12 protein-coding genes and 2 pseudogenes are annotated in these 15,798 nt (G+C 58.7%); 8 read left to right on the top strand and 6 right to left on the bottom strand.

Going from position 1 to position 15,798, the window contains the following annotated elements:
• The first annotated feature begins 139 nt into the window (after nucleotides 1-139).
• Nucleotides 140-1,642, top strand: a complete 1,503-nt coding sequence (locus B0G77_RS37430; RefSeq protein ID WP_133666753.1) for a TniQ family protein — start codon at nucleotides 140-142, stop codon at nucleotides 1,640-1,642.
• A gap of 238 nt (nucleotides 1,643-1,880) precedes the next feature.
• A complete protein-coding gene (locus B0G77_RS37435; RefSeq protein WP_133666754.1) occupies nucleotides 1,881-3,725 on the top strand; it encodes a TnsD family Tn7-like transposition protein in 1,845 nt (614 codons plus the stop codon).
• Nucleotides 3,726-4,263: 538 nt separating this feature from the next.
• Here B0G77_RS37435 and B0G77_RS44940 read toward each other — a convergent pair.
• From B0G77_RS44940 to B0G77_RS44945, 3 genes and pseudogenes are all read right to left on the bottom strand, one after another.
• Nucleotides 4,264-4,461 (bottom strand): annotated as a pseudogene (locus tag B0G77_RS44940) (hypothetical protein); the annotation flags it as partial.
• Between the two features lie 33 nt (nucleotides 4,462-4,494).
• A complete protein-coding gene (locus B0G77_RS37445) occupies nucleotides 4,495-5,724 on the bottom strand; it encodes an ISL3 family transposase (protein WP_133662124.1) in 1,230 nt (409 codons plus the stop codon).
• 153 nt (nucleotides 5,725-5,877) lie between these two features.
• A pseudogene (locus tag B0G77_RS44945) lies at nucleotides 5,878-5,997 on the bottom strand (integrase); the annotation flags it as partial.
• 604 nt (nucleotides 5,998-6,601) lie between these two features.
• On the opposite strand from B0G77_RS44945, the gene B0G77_RS37455 reads away from it, so the two are divergent.
• Nucleotides 6,602-8,224, top strand: a complete 1,623-nt coding sequence (locus tag B0G77_RS37455) for a sialidase family protein (RefSeq protein ID WP_243751371.1) — start codon at nucleotides 6,602-6,604, stop codon at nucleotides 8,222-8,224.
• A gap of 295 nt (nucleotides 8,225-8,519) precedes the next feature.
• Here B0G77_RS37455 and B0G77_RS37460 read toward each other — a convergent pair whose 3' ends face one another.
• Both B0G77_RS37460 and B0G77_RS37465 read right to left on the bottom strand, forming a co-directional pair.
• Nucleotides 8,520-9,179: an NrsF family protein gene (locus B0G77_RS37460; RefSeq protein ID WP_133666755.1), complete on the bottom strand. Its 660-nt coding sequence runs from the start codon at nucleotides 9,177-9,179 to the stop codon at nucleotides 8,520-8,522.
• Nucleotides 9,176-9,832, bottom strand: coding sequence for a sigma-70 family RNA polymerase sigma factor (locus tag B0G77_RS37465; RefSeq protein ID WP_133666756.1), 657 nt, complete (start codon nucleotides 9,830-9,832; stop codon nucleotides 9,176-9,178). Before B0G77_RS37465 ends, B0G77_RS37460 begins: the two co-directional genes overlap by 4 nt.
• 127 nt (nucleotides 9,833-9,959) lie before the next feature.
• Here B0G77_RS37465 and B0G77_RS37470 point away from each other — a divergent pair, with 127 nt between their 5' ends.
• From B0G77_RS37470 to B0G77_RS37490, 5 genes are all read left to right on the top strand, one after another.
• Nucleotides 9,960-10,271 (top strand): DUF2282 domain-containing protein, encoded by a 312-nt coding sequence (locus B0G77_RS37470; RefSeq protein ID WP_133666757.1) that lies wholly within the window; start codon nucleotides 9,960-9,962, stop codon nucleotides 10,269-10,271.
• A 14-nt stretch (nucleotides 10,272-10,285) separates the two neighbouring features.
• Nucleotides 10,286-11,176, top strand: coding sequence for a DUF692 domain-containing protein (locus tag B0G77_RS37475; protein ID WP_133666758.1), 891 nt, complete (start codon nucleotides 10,286-10,288; stop codon nucleotides 11,174-11,176).
• Nucleotides 11,148-11,960, top strand: coding sequence for a DNA-binding domain-containing protein (locus B0G77_RS37480; protein WP_133666759.1), 813 nt, complete (start codon nucleotides 11,148-11,150; stop codon nucleotides 11,958-11,960). The genes B0G77_RS37475 and B0G77_RS37480 overlap by 29 nt, the downstream gene beginning before the upstream one ends.
• Nucleotides 11,961-12,025: 65 nt before the next feature.
• Nucleotides 12,026-12,445: a DoxX family protein gene (locus B0G77_RS37485; protein ID WP_243751438.1), complete on the top strand. Its 420-nt coding sequence runs from the start codon at nucleotides 12,026-12,028 to the stop codon at nucleotides 12,443-12,445.
• 592 nt (nucleotides 12,446-13,037) lie between these two features.
• On the top strand, nucleotides 13,038-14,540 hold the full coding sequence (locus B0G77_RS37490) for a DUF1254 domain-containing protein (RefSeq protein ID WP_133666761.1): 1,503 nt from the start codon (nucleotides 13,038-13,040) through the stop codon (nucleotides 14,538-14,540).
• A 105-nt stretch (nucleotides 14,541-14,645) separates the two neighbouring features.
• Here the strand turns inward: B0G77_RS37490 and B0G77_RS37495 are convergent, their stop codons facing one another.
• Nucleotides 14,646-15,683 (bottom strand): AraC family transcriptional regulator, encoded by a 1,038-nt coding sequence (locus B0G77_RS37495; protein ID WP_243751372.1) that lies wholly within the window; start codon nucleotides 15,681-15,683, stop codon nucleotides 14,646-14,648.
• Nucleotides 15,684-15,798 lie beyond the last annotated feature (115 nt).

Genomic DNA, 15,798 nt, shown 5'->3' on the forward strand with positions numbered 1-15,798 from the left:
GAGAGGCGATCCGTCGTCTGCTGAATCACGCCGCCATACTTGGTGAAGAGGTCTGTGAGCGCTGGATTTTAAAGTGACTTGGACGAGAGTAGACGAGGATACGTAGGGTAATGCGGTTGGGAGAACACGGAGAAAGGTTATGGCTATCGCGTTGTTTCCGCTTTTAAATGGTGAAACTATTGGCAGCAATCTAGGCCGCTATGGGAACTTCATTGGTCTAGAAACTACGCTGCCGCTTAGGCAACGTCTCTTTGGCTATGCCTGTATGCCGGATACCAGACTCCCGAGCGGACTTGATCATCTCGTCGCGGAAACCAGAGACTATTGGGATCTGGACGCAGAGGCAATTATCCGTGATTACACGGAGTTCCATTACGCGACCTTGACGGTCTCGGAGAAACAAAGAGAGGCGATGCGCTCGGATATGCTCGGTCGACCTGCCGGTAGATGTTCACGAAGAAGCGCCTGTGGCTGGAGTGGGGAAATCGTATCAAGGTTCCGATATTGCGAAGACTGCCTATTGGATTGGAAAGCGAAGCGGATTCCAGCCCATTGGATGGTCGACCATCAAATCCCGGGCGTGTATGTCTGTTGCACGCATTCACGCATGCTCAAAGTAACGGTCTCGGATTTCTCCAAAAATCTCACGGACACGACGGTAGTGGAACTGAGGGGGCGTGCCGATGAAGAGGTTTTGACTCGGTTGTCAGTTTCAGAGAGGAGCGCGATTGAGGATGTAGCTAAACGTAGCGTGCAGTACAGGATGCCGAATGATGGTCTCCCATCGGCGACGACCTATCGAGAATTGCTTCGGGAAGCGGGGTTTGTGTGGCCTGACGGTAGGATGGACCATCGTGCCTTTATTGCATGTTTTTTGAAGCATTTCGGCCACGAATATTGCCGATTGGCTGGTTTGGATTGGCAAAAAATGACAGTCTGGCTGCGTAACATCGCAGATCAAAGTAGAGACAAGGATGCTTCCCATCCGCTTATGTTCATCGCAGCCGAGTCGTTACTGAATCGCCGTTGCTCGTTGCCCGGATCGTTTGTGCCTGCGACATGGAATACGATGATTGCTCGTGGAACTGATTGGCTGGATTGTCGTGATAATTCTGTCAATAAAAAAATGCGTGAGCTGTCATGCGTCGGAATCCTTCATCGGAGGAACGACACCTGGAGAGAATGCTTGAGTGAAAGGGCTGGATGGAAGCTTGTCTGCTCATGCGGAGTATCCTATCGGGTGCCCGGCTTGTCGTCATCTGAAAAAGCGCCGTTGACAGTGGAGGCGTATGGAGCGCGATATCGAGACCTCATTCTCATGGGGCTCGCCGATGACGGTAGCGCTCCAACCGCATCACGCGCAGTACGTGAGAGGTTCCTTCGTTGGGCGCGCTATGCGGGATTTCGCAAAAACACGGATTTGTCCCGAGATGAGGTTCAACGCATGCGTGACCGCTGGTGCTCGCTCGTTCAAAATGCTCCGCGGAGCAAGAAAATTACCTCGGCCTATCGCGTTGATCCTGCACTCTATAGAACCTTGTGTCGACACGACCACGAGTGGTTTGCGGCTTTCAACTTCGCGAATCGAACACGCCTTGCATTCGTTGTCCACCGGAGGGGGACGGAACCTGTTAGCCATTAGGTTCGCGGAATCAAGCAGTTCTTCGCGATGGTGAATGCGTTCGTGATCGGAGTATAAGCCGTCAGAAGTTTTCTGAGACCGGGAAAATTCGATGCGAAGTGTGGACCGACTGGTCAACGCTTGGTGGTATCGGATTGCCGCGTGAAATGCGCGGAAAATCCAAGGAATTAGCGAAAAGCTGGTGTGTCGATATCGCGTGCGGTCAAAACTCTGAACTGTCAAAACTAGGATTGATTCGATGGCTATTGCACTTTTACCGTTGAAGGAAGGTGAGACTCTTGGGGGTAATTTCGGACGTTACGCCGAGTTAGCGGATTTGAAGTTGGTTCACAATTTTAAGCGATCGCTTTTCGGCTATGCTTCCAGGCGACTTACGCGGCTTCCTGGTGGCATTGGATATCTTGCAGAGCAAACGCGTGACTACTGGAATCTTAAAGCAGAAGTCATAATTAATGAGCATACGGAATTCAGATATGCAACGATGATGGCCTCGTCACCGACAAGAGAAAAGATACTTCGAGGAATGCTAGAGCATCCAAAAAACACAGAATTCGTGCCGAGAATTATTCGATTGAATGGTGAGCGCACCGTGGCATTGCGATACTGCAAGGAATGTCTAGTCGAATGGATTGAGAAACAGGAAATACCCTATTGGAAAATCGATCACCAGTTGGCCGGAGTGTACTGCTGTGTTAGGCACTCTTCTATATTGAAGTCAGTAAATAAAATATTTCCTCGGGGTACCTTTGACCCAACTGTAATGCACTTGATTAGTGCTTCAGATGAGCAGGTTTTGCAAAGGACGGCAGCATCAGAAAAGCATGCCATTGATGATATTGCAAAAAGAAGCGTGCAGCAGAGAGCGGAGGGCGGTCCATGCAAGCCAGCAGAAGCCTTTCTAAGTTTTATTCTGGAGGCAGGATTTCTGCGAGAAAATTCAAAAATAAAAAAACACGCTTTGATTTCCAGCTGGCTTGATTATTTTGGACGTGAATATTGTCATATGACGGGCATGACTGCGGAAAGAATCTCAAGTTGGCTTTCGAGCTTGAGGGAACGTGCTCCCGTTTTCGAATGCCGTCATCCATTCATGTTTATTGCAGGTCAGTCGTTTCTTGAACATCATGTCGAATTGCCGGGGTCATATTTGCCGCGGATCCGGTGTAAAGCTTCGACCTCCTCAGGTGAGAGCAAAATAGTTTCTCCCATTTTAGGACCACCCTCATGCACGGGTGCGTTGCATCGAGATGGTGATGTCCTTAACTCTTCATCACTGAAGACAGGCGGTTGGAAGCTCGTGTGTACCTGCGGGATATCGTATCGGATGTCGGAGGCAACGCCACGTGTTACTGCACAATTGATACCACTCTCATATGGTTCTCGCTACCGCGACCGGTTTCACGAGTTGATTGCTACAGGTGCGAGCGCTTTCCGTGCAGCACAAGCGTTACGTTTGGGAAGGACTACTGCCTCTCGTTGGGCGGGCAGGAAAGATGTGGAAAATATCAAACTGTTGCCTCAGAGCGAAGTCAGGAGATTGCGCGTGACGTGGCGCCGGCTGGTTGAAAATGCCTCACCGGAAAGACGCATCACCTTCGCTGCTGAAACGGATCCAGCTGTATATGCGGCACTGCTAAAAAATGACCGGGATTGGCTACGCTCATTTAATCGACGCCACCGGTCGCACCGGCCGTGCATTCTGTACGAACCAACCTCTGTCGAGATTCGCGAGGCGTGGCGCAGATTAATGTTAATCGAGCCCCCGATCATGGCAACTCAAAGCGCTATCCTCGATCGAACAGGTTTCCGACGAGTACGGACCCCGAGCCGATCTTTTTCGGCCGTTTTGGCAGAAGTTGTGGAATGCCGACCGGCCTATTGCGAACGCGTCGTTTCTTGGCTTGCCACGATGGCATCGAAACGACAGTTGGGCGACTGCGACGAAGCCATATACATGGCCGGGTTGCGGCGACGTAGCTTTACTAGGGAGCAGCAGGAGCGAATCCGGGAAATCGAACGGATGGGTTCTGCCGAGGTCCCTCCACTGGCAAATGTTCATTGGGAAGATAATCACTCTATTTAAACTTGCTGGGCCCTTCCGGCTGCGCAGTGCAATCGTGGGATCCTCTCTCGTAGTCATCAATCCTGTAACAGGCGCCCTGATTGAGCATGTCACTGACGAGGTGGCCAATTCTGCTGACGCATCGCGGCGAATCGCACCTATCCGCCAACGGAATTTCGAAAGCAATGCCGGTTATACGGGCTTGGGCGATGCAGCATGATTTTGATGTGCCCCTTTTTGTATTTGCTTTCCCGAGCCTTGCCGGCCGGCGGTCTCGCAGACTTTGCTGAACTGGAATCGATACAATTCAAAAGATCGCGATCGCTGCTGCAGACTTTGATTCTTTTTTGCACTCGGGACCGCAACGGTGACTACAGCCCTCTGAGCGTTTTTCCCCGCGGACTTTGATGTATCTCCATACGAGGGCAGGCGCGCGCTGACCTCGCAGGCCCGCGCGTCAGCCATACTCTATGGTTGTTATTCATTCAGTGGACCCAGAGGAACGACGGCCATGTCTGAATCGCTAGATGCTTCGTTGCGCGCGCGAATCTTCGGAACCTCAAACCACCCAGCAATGAAGAAAAGATTGCGCTCTTCGATTCGATGTTCGCCTACGTCGAAACGTATGTAGTCGAATTAGATTCTTGGTGCGTCGATAGATCAACGACGCCTTGGTCCGGCGCATCGTGTGGGATCCATAGGCAGTGTCGTCAAAGCCGATTGACGCGATCCACCGATGAACCAGCCGGGCATATTGCGGCTCTTTTAAAAGCGCAGTGGGTAATGCGGCTCACGAGGCATGCGGATTGAGTGCTGAGAAGTCGAGTTTGCCCGCGATGAGAAACAGCACGGTGCGCATGGTCTTGAAGCTGGCGTATCCCCGTGCCTTGCGCTTGGCGGCCTGAAACAGGCCGTTGATCGCCTCAATGAATCCATTGGTCTGGCGTGTCTGCGCCCACGCGATGATGCCGTCGAAATGACGACGGATCATGCGCGCGACGTCCTTCATGGGCTCGACCTTGGAACGCATGACGTTGCCGCACCACCGGCGCAGCATTTTGGAGACGACGTGGATCTGTTTGCGATCGAGAATCTCGCGCAGTTGCTCGCGGTACATCCACGCTCGGGCCGTGCGGTTGGTGGCGTACTGGCTGATCAGCGCCTCGAGATCGGTCAGTTGCGCGAGATCGAGTTTCTCGGCATCCTTGAGCAGCGACCAGCGCATGCCCTTCAGCGAGGGATCGGTTTTCTGCTGCGCGCGGCGCACACCATCAAGCGCTTTGGACGCATGCGCCACGACATGAAACTTGTCGAAGGTCACACGCGCGTCGGGCAGGTGTTCGTCCACGCCCTTGATGAAGGCAGCCGACATGTCGATGCTGACCGATTCGATCTGTGCAGGCGTGGCATTATGTTCCTCCAGGTGCCGGGCAAAGCGTTCGACAACGCCGGCATCCTTGCCTGGCGTGACGAAGACCACGCGCCTTGCGTCCATGTCGGCGACCAGCGAGATATAGTCCTGCCCACGTCGGGCCGACGTTTCGTCAATGGCCACCGCGGTAACTTCGGACAGGTCGGTCGCGGCCACGGCCAGGTCCACGTAACGGTCACAGATGGCCTTCACCCGATGCCACGACAGGTTCACCACGCGGGCCACCGCGGCAAATGTCATCTCCCGGCACAGCGTCAGCACGAGCGCTTCAAACAGCAGCGTGAAGCCGTCCAGCTTGCCTATCCAGTCGGGTTCGACCAGGCGCACCGAGCCGTCCGGCAGACGCACCCGCGGCACCCGAACCTCCAGATAGCACTCGTGCTGAAAGAAGTTGAGGTGGCGCAGCCGCTTGATCTGGGTGTCGTGAGCCGGATGCTCGCCCGCGACGCCGGGATAGGGAAAGCGCGTACCCGCGACAAAGTCCACGGCAATGGTCAGTTCACGCCGCGCGGCATCGAAATCGACGCCTTGCACGTACCACGGGGCCTTGATTCCCAAGGCGGCTTCAAACAGTTGGGTCTGGTTCATCGGTTCACGTTGTCTTGCAGGGCTGGTTGCCGCATTCTGCCGCAACCAGCCCTGTCCCAGCTTACTTCTTCAACGCGCGTCAAGTATTCGCTTCGCCGGGCTGACGCCCGTACTTGACCCGCCAAACCAGCCACTCGGAATTTGAAATAGGCCATATTGCCGTGTCGACAAGTGCGGAGAGTCGTGAATTCTGCCCGGGAACAGGAAGTCGGTTGCGTGCAGCCCCGCATGCCCTATCCATGCCGCGACACTCTCGCGAGTCTGTTCGGTAATGGGCGCTACCCGACCCGGTGCTGCCACTCGCAAGTTAACCTCACCAATGCCCCCAATGAGCAGTAGTTCGGACACTGCGGGGCGGGTACTTCAGAGCGGCCTTTGGCTCTCAACCTTATCGCGGGTACGAAGCAGCCGAGGCGGCCCGGTTCTGCCGTCCAACGTGCAGACTTCGATGCGCAGCGACTTGGCATCGCTGAGGCCACCATTCTGGGGCGCAGTGCTTCTGCAAGCGCATACATGTTTTGACCGCTCTTCTGCATGCCCCATGCCATGTCAATCGGGGTGGGGACGCAACGCGACAAACCAGCATCCGTAATGAACTTTTCACACAAATGAGGCTGCCGCGACCTAGTGTGTTTCTGCGGGGGCATTTCTGCAGTCGATTGTCTCGGTGGGTCGCAGCAGGCGTTGGTATTGCGGTCGGGCAAGTCGTTTTCGCACCTGGATCGGCCGATCACAGTGCGAGAGTCAAGGTGCCGGTGGTGTAAAGCCGGCATTTGGCGTTTTACCCTTTTTCGCGAGGCACAGAATGAAATCAACTTTCAGACGCCTATCCAGTTTTGTTTCTCAAGGTCTCGCTGGTGGCAGCGCCGTCGCACTCATGTGCGCGTTCTGCCCAGGCGCCCAGGCGCAAACGCTCGGTCCGCTCGTCCAGGTGGCCGCGGGCGATCCATTCAGCGGATGCACTGCCGACCAGGTGCACAAGCAGGAGACCGCATTCGGGAGCATCCTCTATCCAGCCACGTCGATCGAGCCATGGGTGGCATCCGATCCGACGAACCCGTCTCGCCTCCTCGTCGGTCACCAGCAGGACCGCTGGAGCGACGGTGGCTCACGCGGGCTCGTTGGCGTCGTCTCCAACGATGCGGGCAGCAACTGGACCAATACGATCCCGTCCGGCGTTACCGATTGCACCGGAGGTAAATTCCGTCGCGCCTCCGATCCCTGGGTAGACTTTGCGAAGGACGGAACGGCCTTCTTCTTCTCACTGGTGTTGGACCCCGCGAAGCCGACGACACCCTTTGGGACACGAAGAAGCGGGATGATGGTCAGCCGCTCCGTCGACCACGCCGCGACGTGGCAAGCTCCGGTTACGCTGATCAGCAACAGCACGCAGGACGTGCTAAATGACAAGAACTCGCTCACCGCCGATCCGACCGCGAACGGTTTAGTCTATGCGGTGTGGGATCAGCTGCGCGTCTTCCCGGCAACCACCGCCGGCGCCCAGATGCTCGCGCAAGGCGAGGGTGTCGCAATCGCGCGCAAATTGCTTAACTCTACGGCGGGCGCGTCTTTGGTGTGCGCGCCGGTCACGAAGTCGCCGTGCAAGGCCGCCAGTGCCCAGGCCGTCACGTTCAATACTGTCGGACCGACGTTCTTCTCCCGATCCCTTGACAATGGCGTGACCTGGAGCACGGCCGCTCCGATCTATCAGCCCGGCACGAACAATCAGACGATCGACAACATCGTGCAGGTGTTGCCTGATGGGACCGTGCTCGATTTCTTCACCGCGATCGGTGTCACGGCAACAGGCCTCGACATCGGCTATATTAGGTCCACGGATAAGGGCGCGCACTGGAGCGGGCCAGCGTTCGCCAGCGACATTCAAGTGGTCGGGGTAGTCACTCCGGACACAGGCCAGCCGGTGCGCGATGCCTCCATACTCTACAGTGTCGCTGTGAACCGGGTGACGGGGGCGATCTATCTCGCCTGGCAGGACGATCGCTTTTCGACAGCCACCTGCACCACGCCCACTGGGTCAATCCCGGTCGACGGGATCTATTTCAGCGAGTCGCGTGACCGCGGGGCCACCTGGTCGGCACCGGTGATGGTCAACAAGACGCCCGCGAATGCCACAAACCCGTGCCGGCAGCAGGCTTTCATCCCCGCAGTGGTGGCGTCGGGGGACGGCCAGTCGATCGTGGTGACCTACTACGACTTTCGTAACGACACGAACACACCTGCCGGCTTCGAGGGTACTGACTATTTCGCGCTCTTCTGCTCTACCGCCACCGACTGCGCGAACTCCGCCAACTGGCACCATGAGAAGCGGCTGACCACAACCTCGTTCAACATACTGAACGCTCCGGTAGCGGCTGGCCATTTTCTCGGCGATTACATGGGGCTGGCTGCTAGCGGACCCGATAACGTGTACCCGGTATTCGGCATAGCCACCGGTCTCAACGTGACGGCCGAATTCACCCGCAAAATCACATTGCCTTGAGCGTGACGGGCGGCGACCGGAGGTCGCCGCCCAGTCCCCTGGAACGCGCTAAGGCAAGCCATTCGGAAATGAATGCGTACGGGAGGAGCCGATGTCCGGCTGGGCCGATTACCTCTAGCGCACGGCCTGGTGGTAACAGCCCAGCGAACGACCACAGTTGGATGCCGATCAGCCGTTTCAATGACCGGAGCCAGCGTGAGCGGGGGACCGTACATGGCCCGACGTCTGCCCAAGGTCCGAATGCCGGGTCGACGTGCGCCCGTTCGGTACATCGGGGCGCCAACCGCCGACGCTGTCATCGGACTGTCGATGTGACCCACGCGAACATCCGGCGTGCGTAGCGCCCGCTGACCATCAGCAGAACGGCCGCGACGCCGAAATTCCAGACCAGGATCATGACCGTCGCGTCGAGCGGATGAAACATCGAAAGCGCCACGGCCGTCAGCGCGGATACCGCCAGGCTTCCCGTCATCACGACGGGCGCAGGGGCGAGCCGGGCCACGTGGCGCAGCATGATCAGAAGGGCGAGCGACATGGGGATGCCTGTGAGCCCGAGCGTCGCAAAGCAGCGCGCAGTTTCCCCGAGCGATATGCCGTTCGGGCCGATCTCCACCCAGTTCGTCAGACACCCGTAACCGACTGTCGACAGCCAGGCCGCTAGTGATGGCAGCGGCAGCAGCAACCAGCGCAGGGACCGTCCCGGCACGCTGGCAACGAACGACGAGATGGCGGCCAGCACCCCTGTCAGCGCGGCTGCCGCCACGCCCGCCACGAAAACCGGCTGATGGAGCTTTGCCACGAGGCTGGGCCGCGTGCCGTTCGCAACGCCGACGAGAATGAGCACAAGGACAGCAAACAGCAGCCAGCCCGCCGCCCGCAGCGCGGGCGCGCGCAGCGGACGCACCGGCCTTGCATCGGCGACGAGCGATTCGATCAGGTCGGGGGTCGTTTTCATTTGCCGTCGCCCTTTGCCAGCAGCTTGCGCAGGCTTTTCAGCCCGCGGTGCACCGCAACCTTCAACGCGGCAACGGTCATTCCGCTTGCCACGGCCGCCTCTTTCAATGACATCTCCTCGAGTTTGAGCATCCGGATCGCGTCGCGCTGCCCGGGAGGCAGACGCTCGATTGCCTCACGCAGCACGCGCGCATCGGTGGCTTCTTCCATCAGATTCGCTGTGGCGCCGGCCAAGGTTTCATGCTCATCGTCCAGCGGCACTTCCCGCGCGTCAAGACGCCCTTCGCGCCGAAGCGTGTCGACCACGCGGCGCATGGCGACCGTCAGCAGCCACGGGCCAAACGGCCGCGTGGGGTCGTATGTGTGGCGCACGAGGTGCACGGTAGCAAGAATGTCCTGCACGACGTCCTCGACGGCGTCCGGACGGACGCCGTGGCGGCTCGCGACGCCCCGCAGATACGGCGTGATGCTTTGCAGCAGCCGGCGGTAGGCGTCGCGATCGCCTCGCTGCGCGTGCGCCATCAATACGGACCAGTCGGGCGAGCCGTCGGGACGAGTTGCTTCATCACGTGTGGCGTCCGGCGGCTGAGTGCCTGCCGGCGAAGACCGGACCAGACGGATGTGCGTGGCGCGGCGGTGTCGGAAGTCGGACATCGTTGCAATTAGTGGAGGAGGCAAGCGGCGCGAAAAAATCCCGGCACGCCGCGTAACCTTTGGCCGCGCCGGACCGAACTTGCTTACAGGGTCGCGTGTTCGCGATCCCACCCTTGGAGAAGATACTATGAGCAAGTCCGCTTTGACCATTTCGTCGCTGTCGGCAGCAGTCGGCATGGCGCTCGCGATGCAGGCGCTGCCCGCGCAGGCGCAGGGCATGGGTAATCCGCCGCAGGTCGTGAAAGACAACATGGCGAGGATGGCGCAGAACCACCTCGAGAAATGCTACGGGGTCAACGCGGCAGCCAGGAACGACTGCGCCGAAGGCGCGCATTCGTGTGCCGGCCAGGCCTCGCAGGCGCGTGATCCGAAGTCATTCGTATTACTGCCGGCAGGCGATTGCAGCAAGATCGCGGGTGGGCAGTCGAAGGCAGGCTGAGAGCCGCTATGACCATGAGCGCAACAGTGACCCCGCCACGCACGCCAGCCAGCCAGATGCCCGCCAGGGCCGGTGTGGGCCTGCGCTTTTGCCATCATCGGACCGTGCTCGACGAACGCCCGGCGGTGGCGTGGTTCGAGGTGCATACCGAGAATTACATGGGCGGCGTTCCGGGCACGCGCGACCTGGATGCCATTCGCCGCGACTATCCGGTTTCCCTGCACGGCGTGGGCCTCTCCCTCGGCAGCGCCGACGGGCTGGACGCCGCGCATCTGGCCCGCGTGTGCGAGGTCGCGGCGCGCGTACAGCCCGGCCTCGTCTCCGAGCACCTGGCCTGGAGCGTGGCGGGTGGTACCTACCTTGCAGATCTGTTGCCGTTGCCGCTGACCGAAGAAGCGCTCGACGTCGTTTGCCGGCATGTCGATCAGGTGCAGACGGCGCTTGGCCGGCAGATTCTGGTGGAAAACCCGTCCACCTATCTCCGCTTTGCGCATTCGACGATTCCGGAATGGGAGTTCCTCGCGCAGGTCGCACAACGCACGGGTTGTGGAATCCTGTGTGACGTGAACAACATCTACGTCAGCGCGTGCAATCACGGCTGGGATCCTGGTACTTATCTTGCAGCGCTGCCGCCGATGGCCGTCGGCGAAATCCATCTTGCCGGCCACAGTGTGAGGCAACTCGACAACGGCAGCACGTTGCGCATCGACGATCACGGCTCGCGTGTCGCGCCGGAAGTCTGGGCACTGTACCAAGCGGCGTTGAACCGCTTTGGACCCGTGCCGACGCTGATCGAATGGGACACCGATATGCCATCTCTCGAAGTTCTCATCGATGAAGCTGCAACGGCAGAATCGGCCCTGGAGGCGGTTCGACATGAATACGCGTACGCCCTCGCTGACTGAACTGCAACAGGCCATGCGACAGAGCCTGCTGCACCATGAGCACGACGATGTGGCGGCCGTCGTGCTCGCAGATGGGCTCGACCCGCAGGCACGTCTGAACATCTACCGGAACACGGCAGCAGGCGTGCTGGTCAATGCGCTGCGTCTCGCCTTTCCTTGCCTGCAGCGTCTCGTTGGCACGGACTTTTTCGAAGGCGCCGCGCGCCTCTTCTGCACTGCTGCACCGCCGCGCAGCGCGTGGCTCGATGAATTCGGCGCAGCGTTTCCAGAATTCCTCGCGCAGATGCCGCAAATCGCCTCGGTGCCGTACGTGGCCGACGTTGCCCGGCTCGAATGGCAGGTGAATTGCGTGCTGCACGCGCCTGACGTTGCGCCGCTCGATCTTGCGTGTCTCGCACAACTCGACGAGGATGCGCTTGGCGCGCTGCGGTTGCGACCTCATCCGGCCGCGCGCCTGCTGCGCTGCGAGTATCCCGCTGACGTCGTCTGGCGCGCCGTGCTCGAACAGGACGATCGTGCCCTGGGTGCGATCCAGCTCGCGGACGGACCCGTGCACCTGCTCGTGCAACGCGTGACAGAAGGCGTGGATACGCTCCGTTTGAGCGTTGGAGAGTGGCGCATCAGCGCCGCGCTTTTTGCGGGCGAGGCTGTCGGCGATGCGCTGGCTTGCGCTCCCGAAGCGGACGGGTATGCGCTCGTCGGCGCATACCTTGCGCGGAGATGCTTCGCTCAGGGGTTACCGCCTGCTAGCCACAGTCTGGTCGACGAAGGATCACCATCATGACTCGCCTCTCTCATGCGGCTGACACTCGGGCGCCTGCCCGCAACGGTTACCTGCGCGCAGTGCGGATGCTGGAACGCGTGCCTTACTGGCTGCTGGCCATCCCGCTGCGCCTCGCGGTTGCGACAGTCTTCTGGAATTCGGCGATGACCAAGCTCGCCGACTGGAACGCAGCGCTTGAACTGTTTCGCGAGGAATACAAGGTGCCGGTGCTGCCGCCGGATGTGGCTGCGCACATCGCCGTGTCGATAGAACTGAGCACGCCGGTGTTGCTGGTGCTCGGCCTGGGCGTCAGGCCTGCAACATTGGTGCTGCTCGGGATGACCTTGGTGATTGAGATATTTGTCTATCCGCAGGCGTGGCCGACGCATATTCAGTGGGCAGCCATGTTGCTCGTCCTGCTCTGCCGGGGCGCGGGGGCATTGTCGCTGGACCATCTGATACGTCAGCGATGGGGGAGGGTGGCTTCGTCGGAGCTCGACCTTTAGCCGCTTGTCACGGAGCAGGTGAACGTTGTTTGCTGGCCCGATTCGGTTGCATGGGCGGCCGAAAACGACCCTGAAGAGACAATCGACCTCCGACTGCCCGCCTTCCGCTCAAAGGCGTACAGCGAACATATTTAGAAAATTAGCTCGGAGAGGTGTCCGTCGGCTGCTGCGGCCGACTGGCGTATTCGCTGCTGCGGAAAACATCTGCTCCATCAACGGGCTTTATCGCCGCCGGAGTCCATTGACCGATCAGCGCCCGCATCTTCCGCGCTGCTATCGGCAACGCAGGTGATCGATTTTAAGCGTGATTCGAACCGTCATGCGTGCTCGAACCCGTAAGACGGGTGACACGATGAAGGTGGCTGCCCGGCTGTCCGAAAATGACAAACGGTTGTCCGGATCTGACCGAGCCAAGACCGTCAACACCGCGTCATCATGCAAGGTGCTGGCAGGCGTGCTGACGCGTCCTGTTCAGCAGAGGGACATCTACGCCGTCCGGGAACTCCTCGTTTGACGCGCTCCGAAAACGCGTTGCCCGACGATAATCGCCGGGCGGCTTTCAACTTCTTCGTCACGCTGGGTACTAGAACGAATGACTAGTCGACTTAAACTCCGAATTGCGGTGCCGATTGCCTTTGTTACTTTCGTCGGAATCGTCAGTCTTATAAATTTGCCCTATTGGCTGGCGTTCAAAAACGGGGTGCAAGCTTATCTATACGCGTATCCATTGATCACAATGGACATGACGAAGCGCGTAATGACCGCGCCCGCCCCGATGACCGAGGGTGACGTACATCGCAAACCCGGAACTGGTCCGGCTAATCAGTTCAGTCACGTAAGGGCATTTCCCGACAATACATTCAAAGACGTTGTCGCTCCCAATGCCGATACACTGTACAGCATCGCCTGGCTTGAGCTGAAGGCGGAGCCAATGGTGCTCAGCATGCCGGACATGCACGGTCGATGGGTGCTGATGGAGGTCCTGGACGCCTGGACAAACGCGTTCGCGTCCCTAGGCACCCGCCAATATGGTGGTGAGCCGAAGCAGTACCTGATCTCCGGGCCAGGTTGGAACGGAGCCGTACCAGAAGGGATGATCCAGGTAAAGTCACCCACTGCCATGAACTGGATCATTGGCCGCACCTATACGCGCGATCCCGCAGATTTTGCTGCGGTACACCAGGTTCAGGCCCAATACCATTTGGTCCCGCTTTCGAGGTTTCTGCAGCATCAGGAAAATGATGCCGCGACGGCTCACACTGATGTGTCGATCGATACCCAAACACCCGTTGTGACGCAGGTCGCTCGCCTGAATGCACAGGACTACTTTTCGCGTATGTCCATGCTGATGGGAGACAATCCGCCAAGTCGAGCGGACGCGGCTATGGTGGAGAAACTTCGCCACCTCGGCATTGAACCGGGTATGCCCCTCGTCTGGAAGCGGATGGACCCGACGACACGCCGCGCTCTCGAAGATTCGGTCTGGTTTGTGCGGGCGTTGTTCGACGCGAGATCGCCGGGAACCCAAGGTCTGCCAGATACCAATCCAGTAGAACGTGCGTTGTTCAGCGCGACGACATCGGCAATGGACAAAGTCCTGCTCAATGTCCGCAATGGCTGGCGGATTCCGCTGAACCTGGGGCAATACGAGACACACTATCCTCTACGCGCCATTGTGAGCCTTGTTGGGTTCGGAGCGAACGGGCCGAAGGATGCGGTCTACCCCATGACCGCGATTGACGCAAAGGGGAATCCGCTAACCGGAGAAACCCGGTACGTTCTGCATTTCGACCGCGACAAGCTACCGCCCGCGAAGGCATTCTGGTCGCTCACGATGTATGACGACAGGATGTTCTTTGTCGATAATCCCATCAGACGATACGCAATTGGCGATCGCGACGCTTTGCACTTCAATCCCGATGGTTCGCTTGATCTATGGCTTCAACATTCGCGGCCCAGCGACGAAAAAGTGTCGAACTGGCTCCCGGCCCCCCCGGGTCGATTCAAACTCATGCTGCGCCTATACGACCCCAAGGCGGAGGTTCTTGACGGGAAATGGGTTCCCCCGTCCGTTCAGCAGCTGACAAACGGGTAATTATTGCTGCGGTGGAACGGCGAGTGAACCTCTCGCCGCAGCTGTCAGGAAGTGCCGCGCAGCACAACGTCGTGGATGTGGCGTGTGCGGCACCGCGTCCGGTATCTAATGTGATCGTTGGGATCGATGCGATTCAGCGTAACCAGTGGGACTGATGCCCTTGTAACGGCGGAACCCCCGGCTGAAATTGGCGATGTCCGTAAAGCCAAGCCGGAAAGCAATTTGTGAAACCGTCAATTCGCCGGCCTCCAGAAGTTCGCATGCACGCTCAAATCGAACACGCTGCGAAACATCGCGAAAACTTAAGCCCTCCCGACTGAGGTAGCGGCTGATCGTACGCGACGTGATATTTAGCGAGCGTGCCACATCCTCAAGCGTGAGCTGCAGATTCTCACTCTCGCGCACCATCATCGTGACGAACTCGCCCCACTCGCCTCGCCGGGGCGATCTGCGAGACAGTACTTCGCACTGGGCCTCTGCCTGTCGTACGACGCGCTCGTCCGCCATGGGTAGTGGCTTGTCCAGCATATCAGTCGAGATTCTGACGGTCACGCCGGGTACCCGCGATCCGCCGAAGTGAAAGCGCGCCGGTGCGTTCCCGTGATAACGGTGGGCATGAGGCGGTGCCTCCATCGAGAGATAAATGTCGTAGCCTTCGTTGTCCGTTCCCAGGAGCATCTGGGCTTGCACATGGAACGACATCGCTAGCGCTTCGAGGAAAAACTGCAGCGTGCGGTTGTGCATCACCGCGGAGGGCGTAAATGCGATTTCTGCGTATTTTCCGCGCCGCTCGTAGCGCATCGTGAAAATCGGAACGATCAGGTGATAAAAGCGCACCGCGAGCCGCAGAATCTGGTCGACGTTTCGGCTGCTGAGCAGCGCGTAGCCAAGCGGGCCGTGTGAATTGAGGCGTACCTGTCGTCCCAGTTCGTAGCCGAGGTCATTACGCCCAGTTATCCGGGATGCGACGTCAATGAGGGCTTCAAGCTCGGTGATCGTGAGCGTGCCCTCCGGGTCCTCGAGAGCCTGCACATTGATGTTCGCGTTCGCGAGCAAGCGCTCGTAGTCGGGAGTGTGTGCACGCAGGATCTCTCCAATCACCGCGTAGTAGCGACTGGGAACACGGTCCGCAGTGATGCCCACAAATTGTCTCCGTATCTGGTCTGATTGCCAAATATTTCACCTGTCTGAAAGTGACAAGCAGGTGTCTCATTCTGACCAAGCCAGCGATGCTATTCAAGCTCGATCATGTCGTTAC

This window comes from Paraburkholderia sp. BL10I2N1, from assembly GCF_004361815.1.
GTDB lineage: Bacteria > Pseudomonadota > Gammaproteobacteria > Burkholderiales > Burkholderiaceae > Paraburkholderia.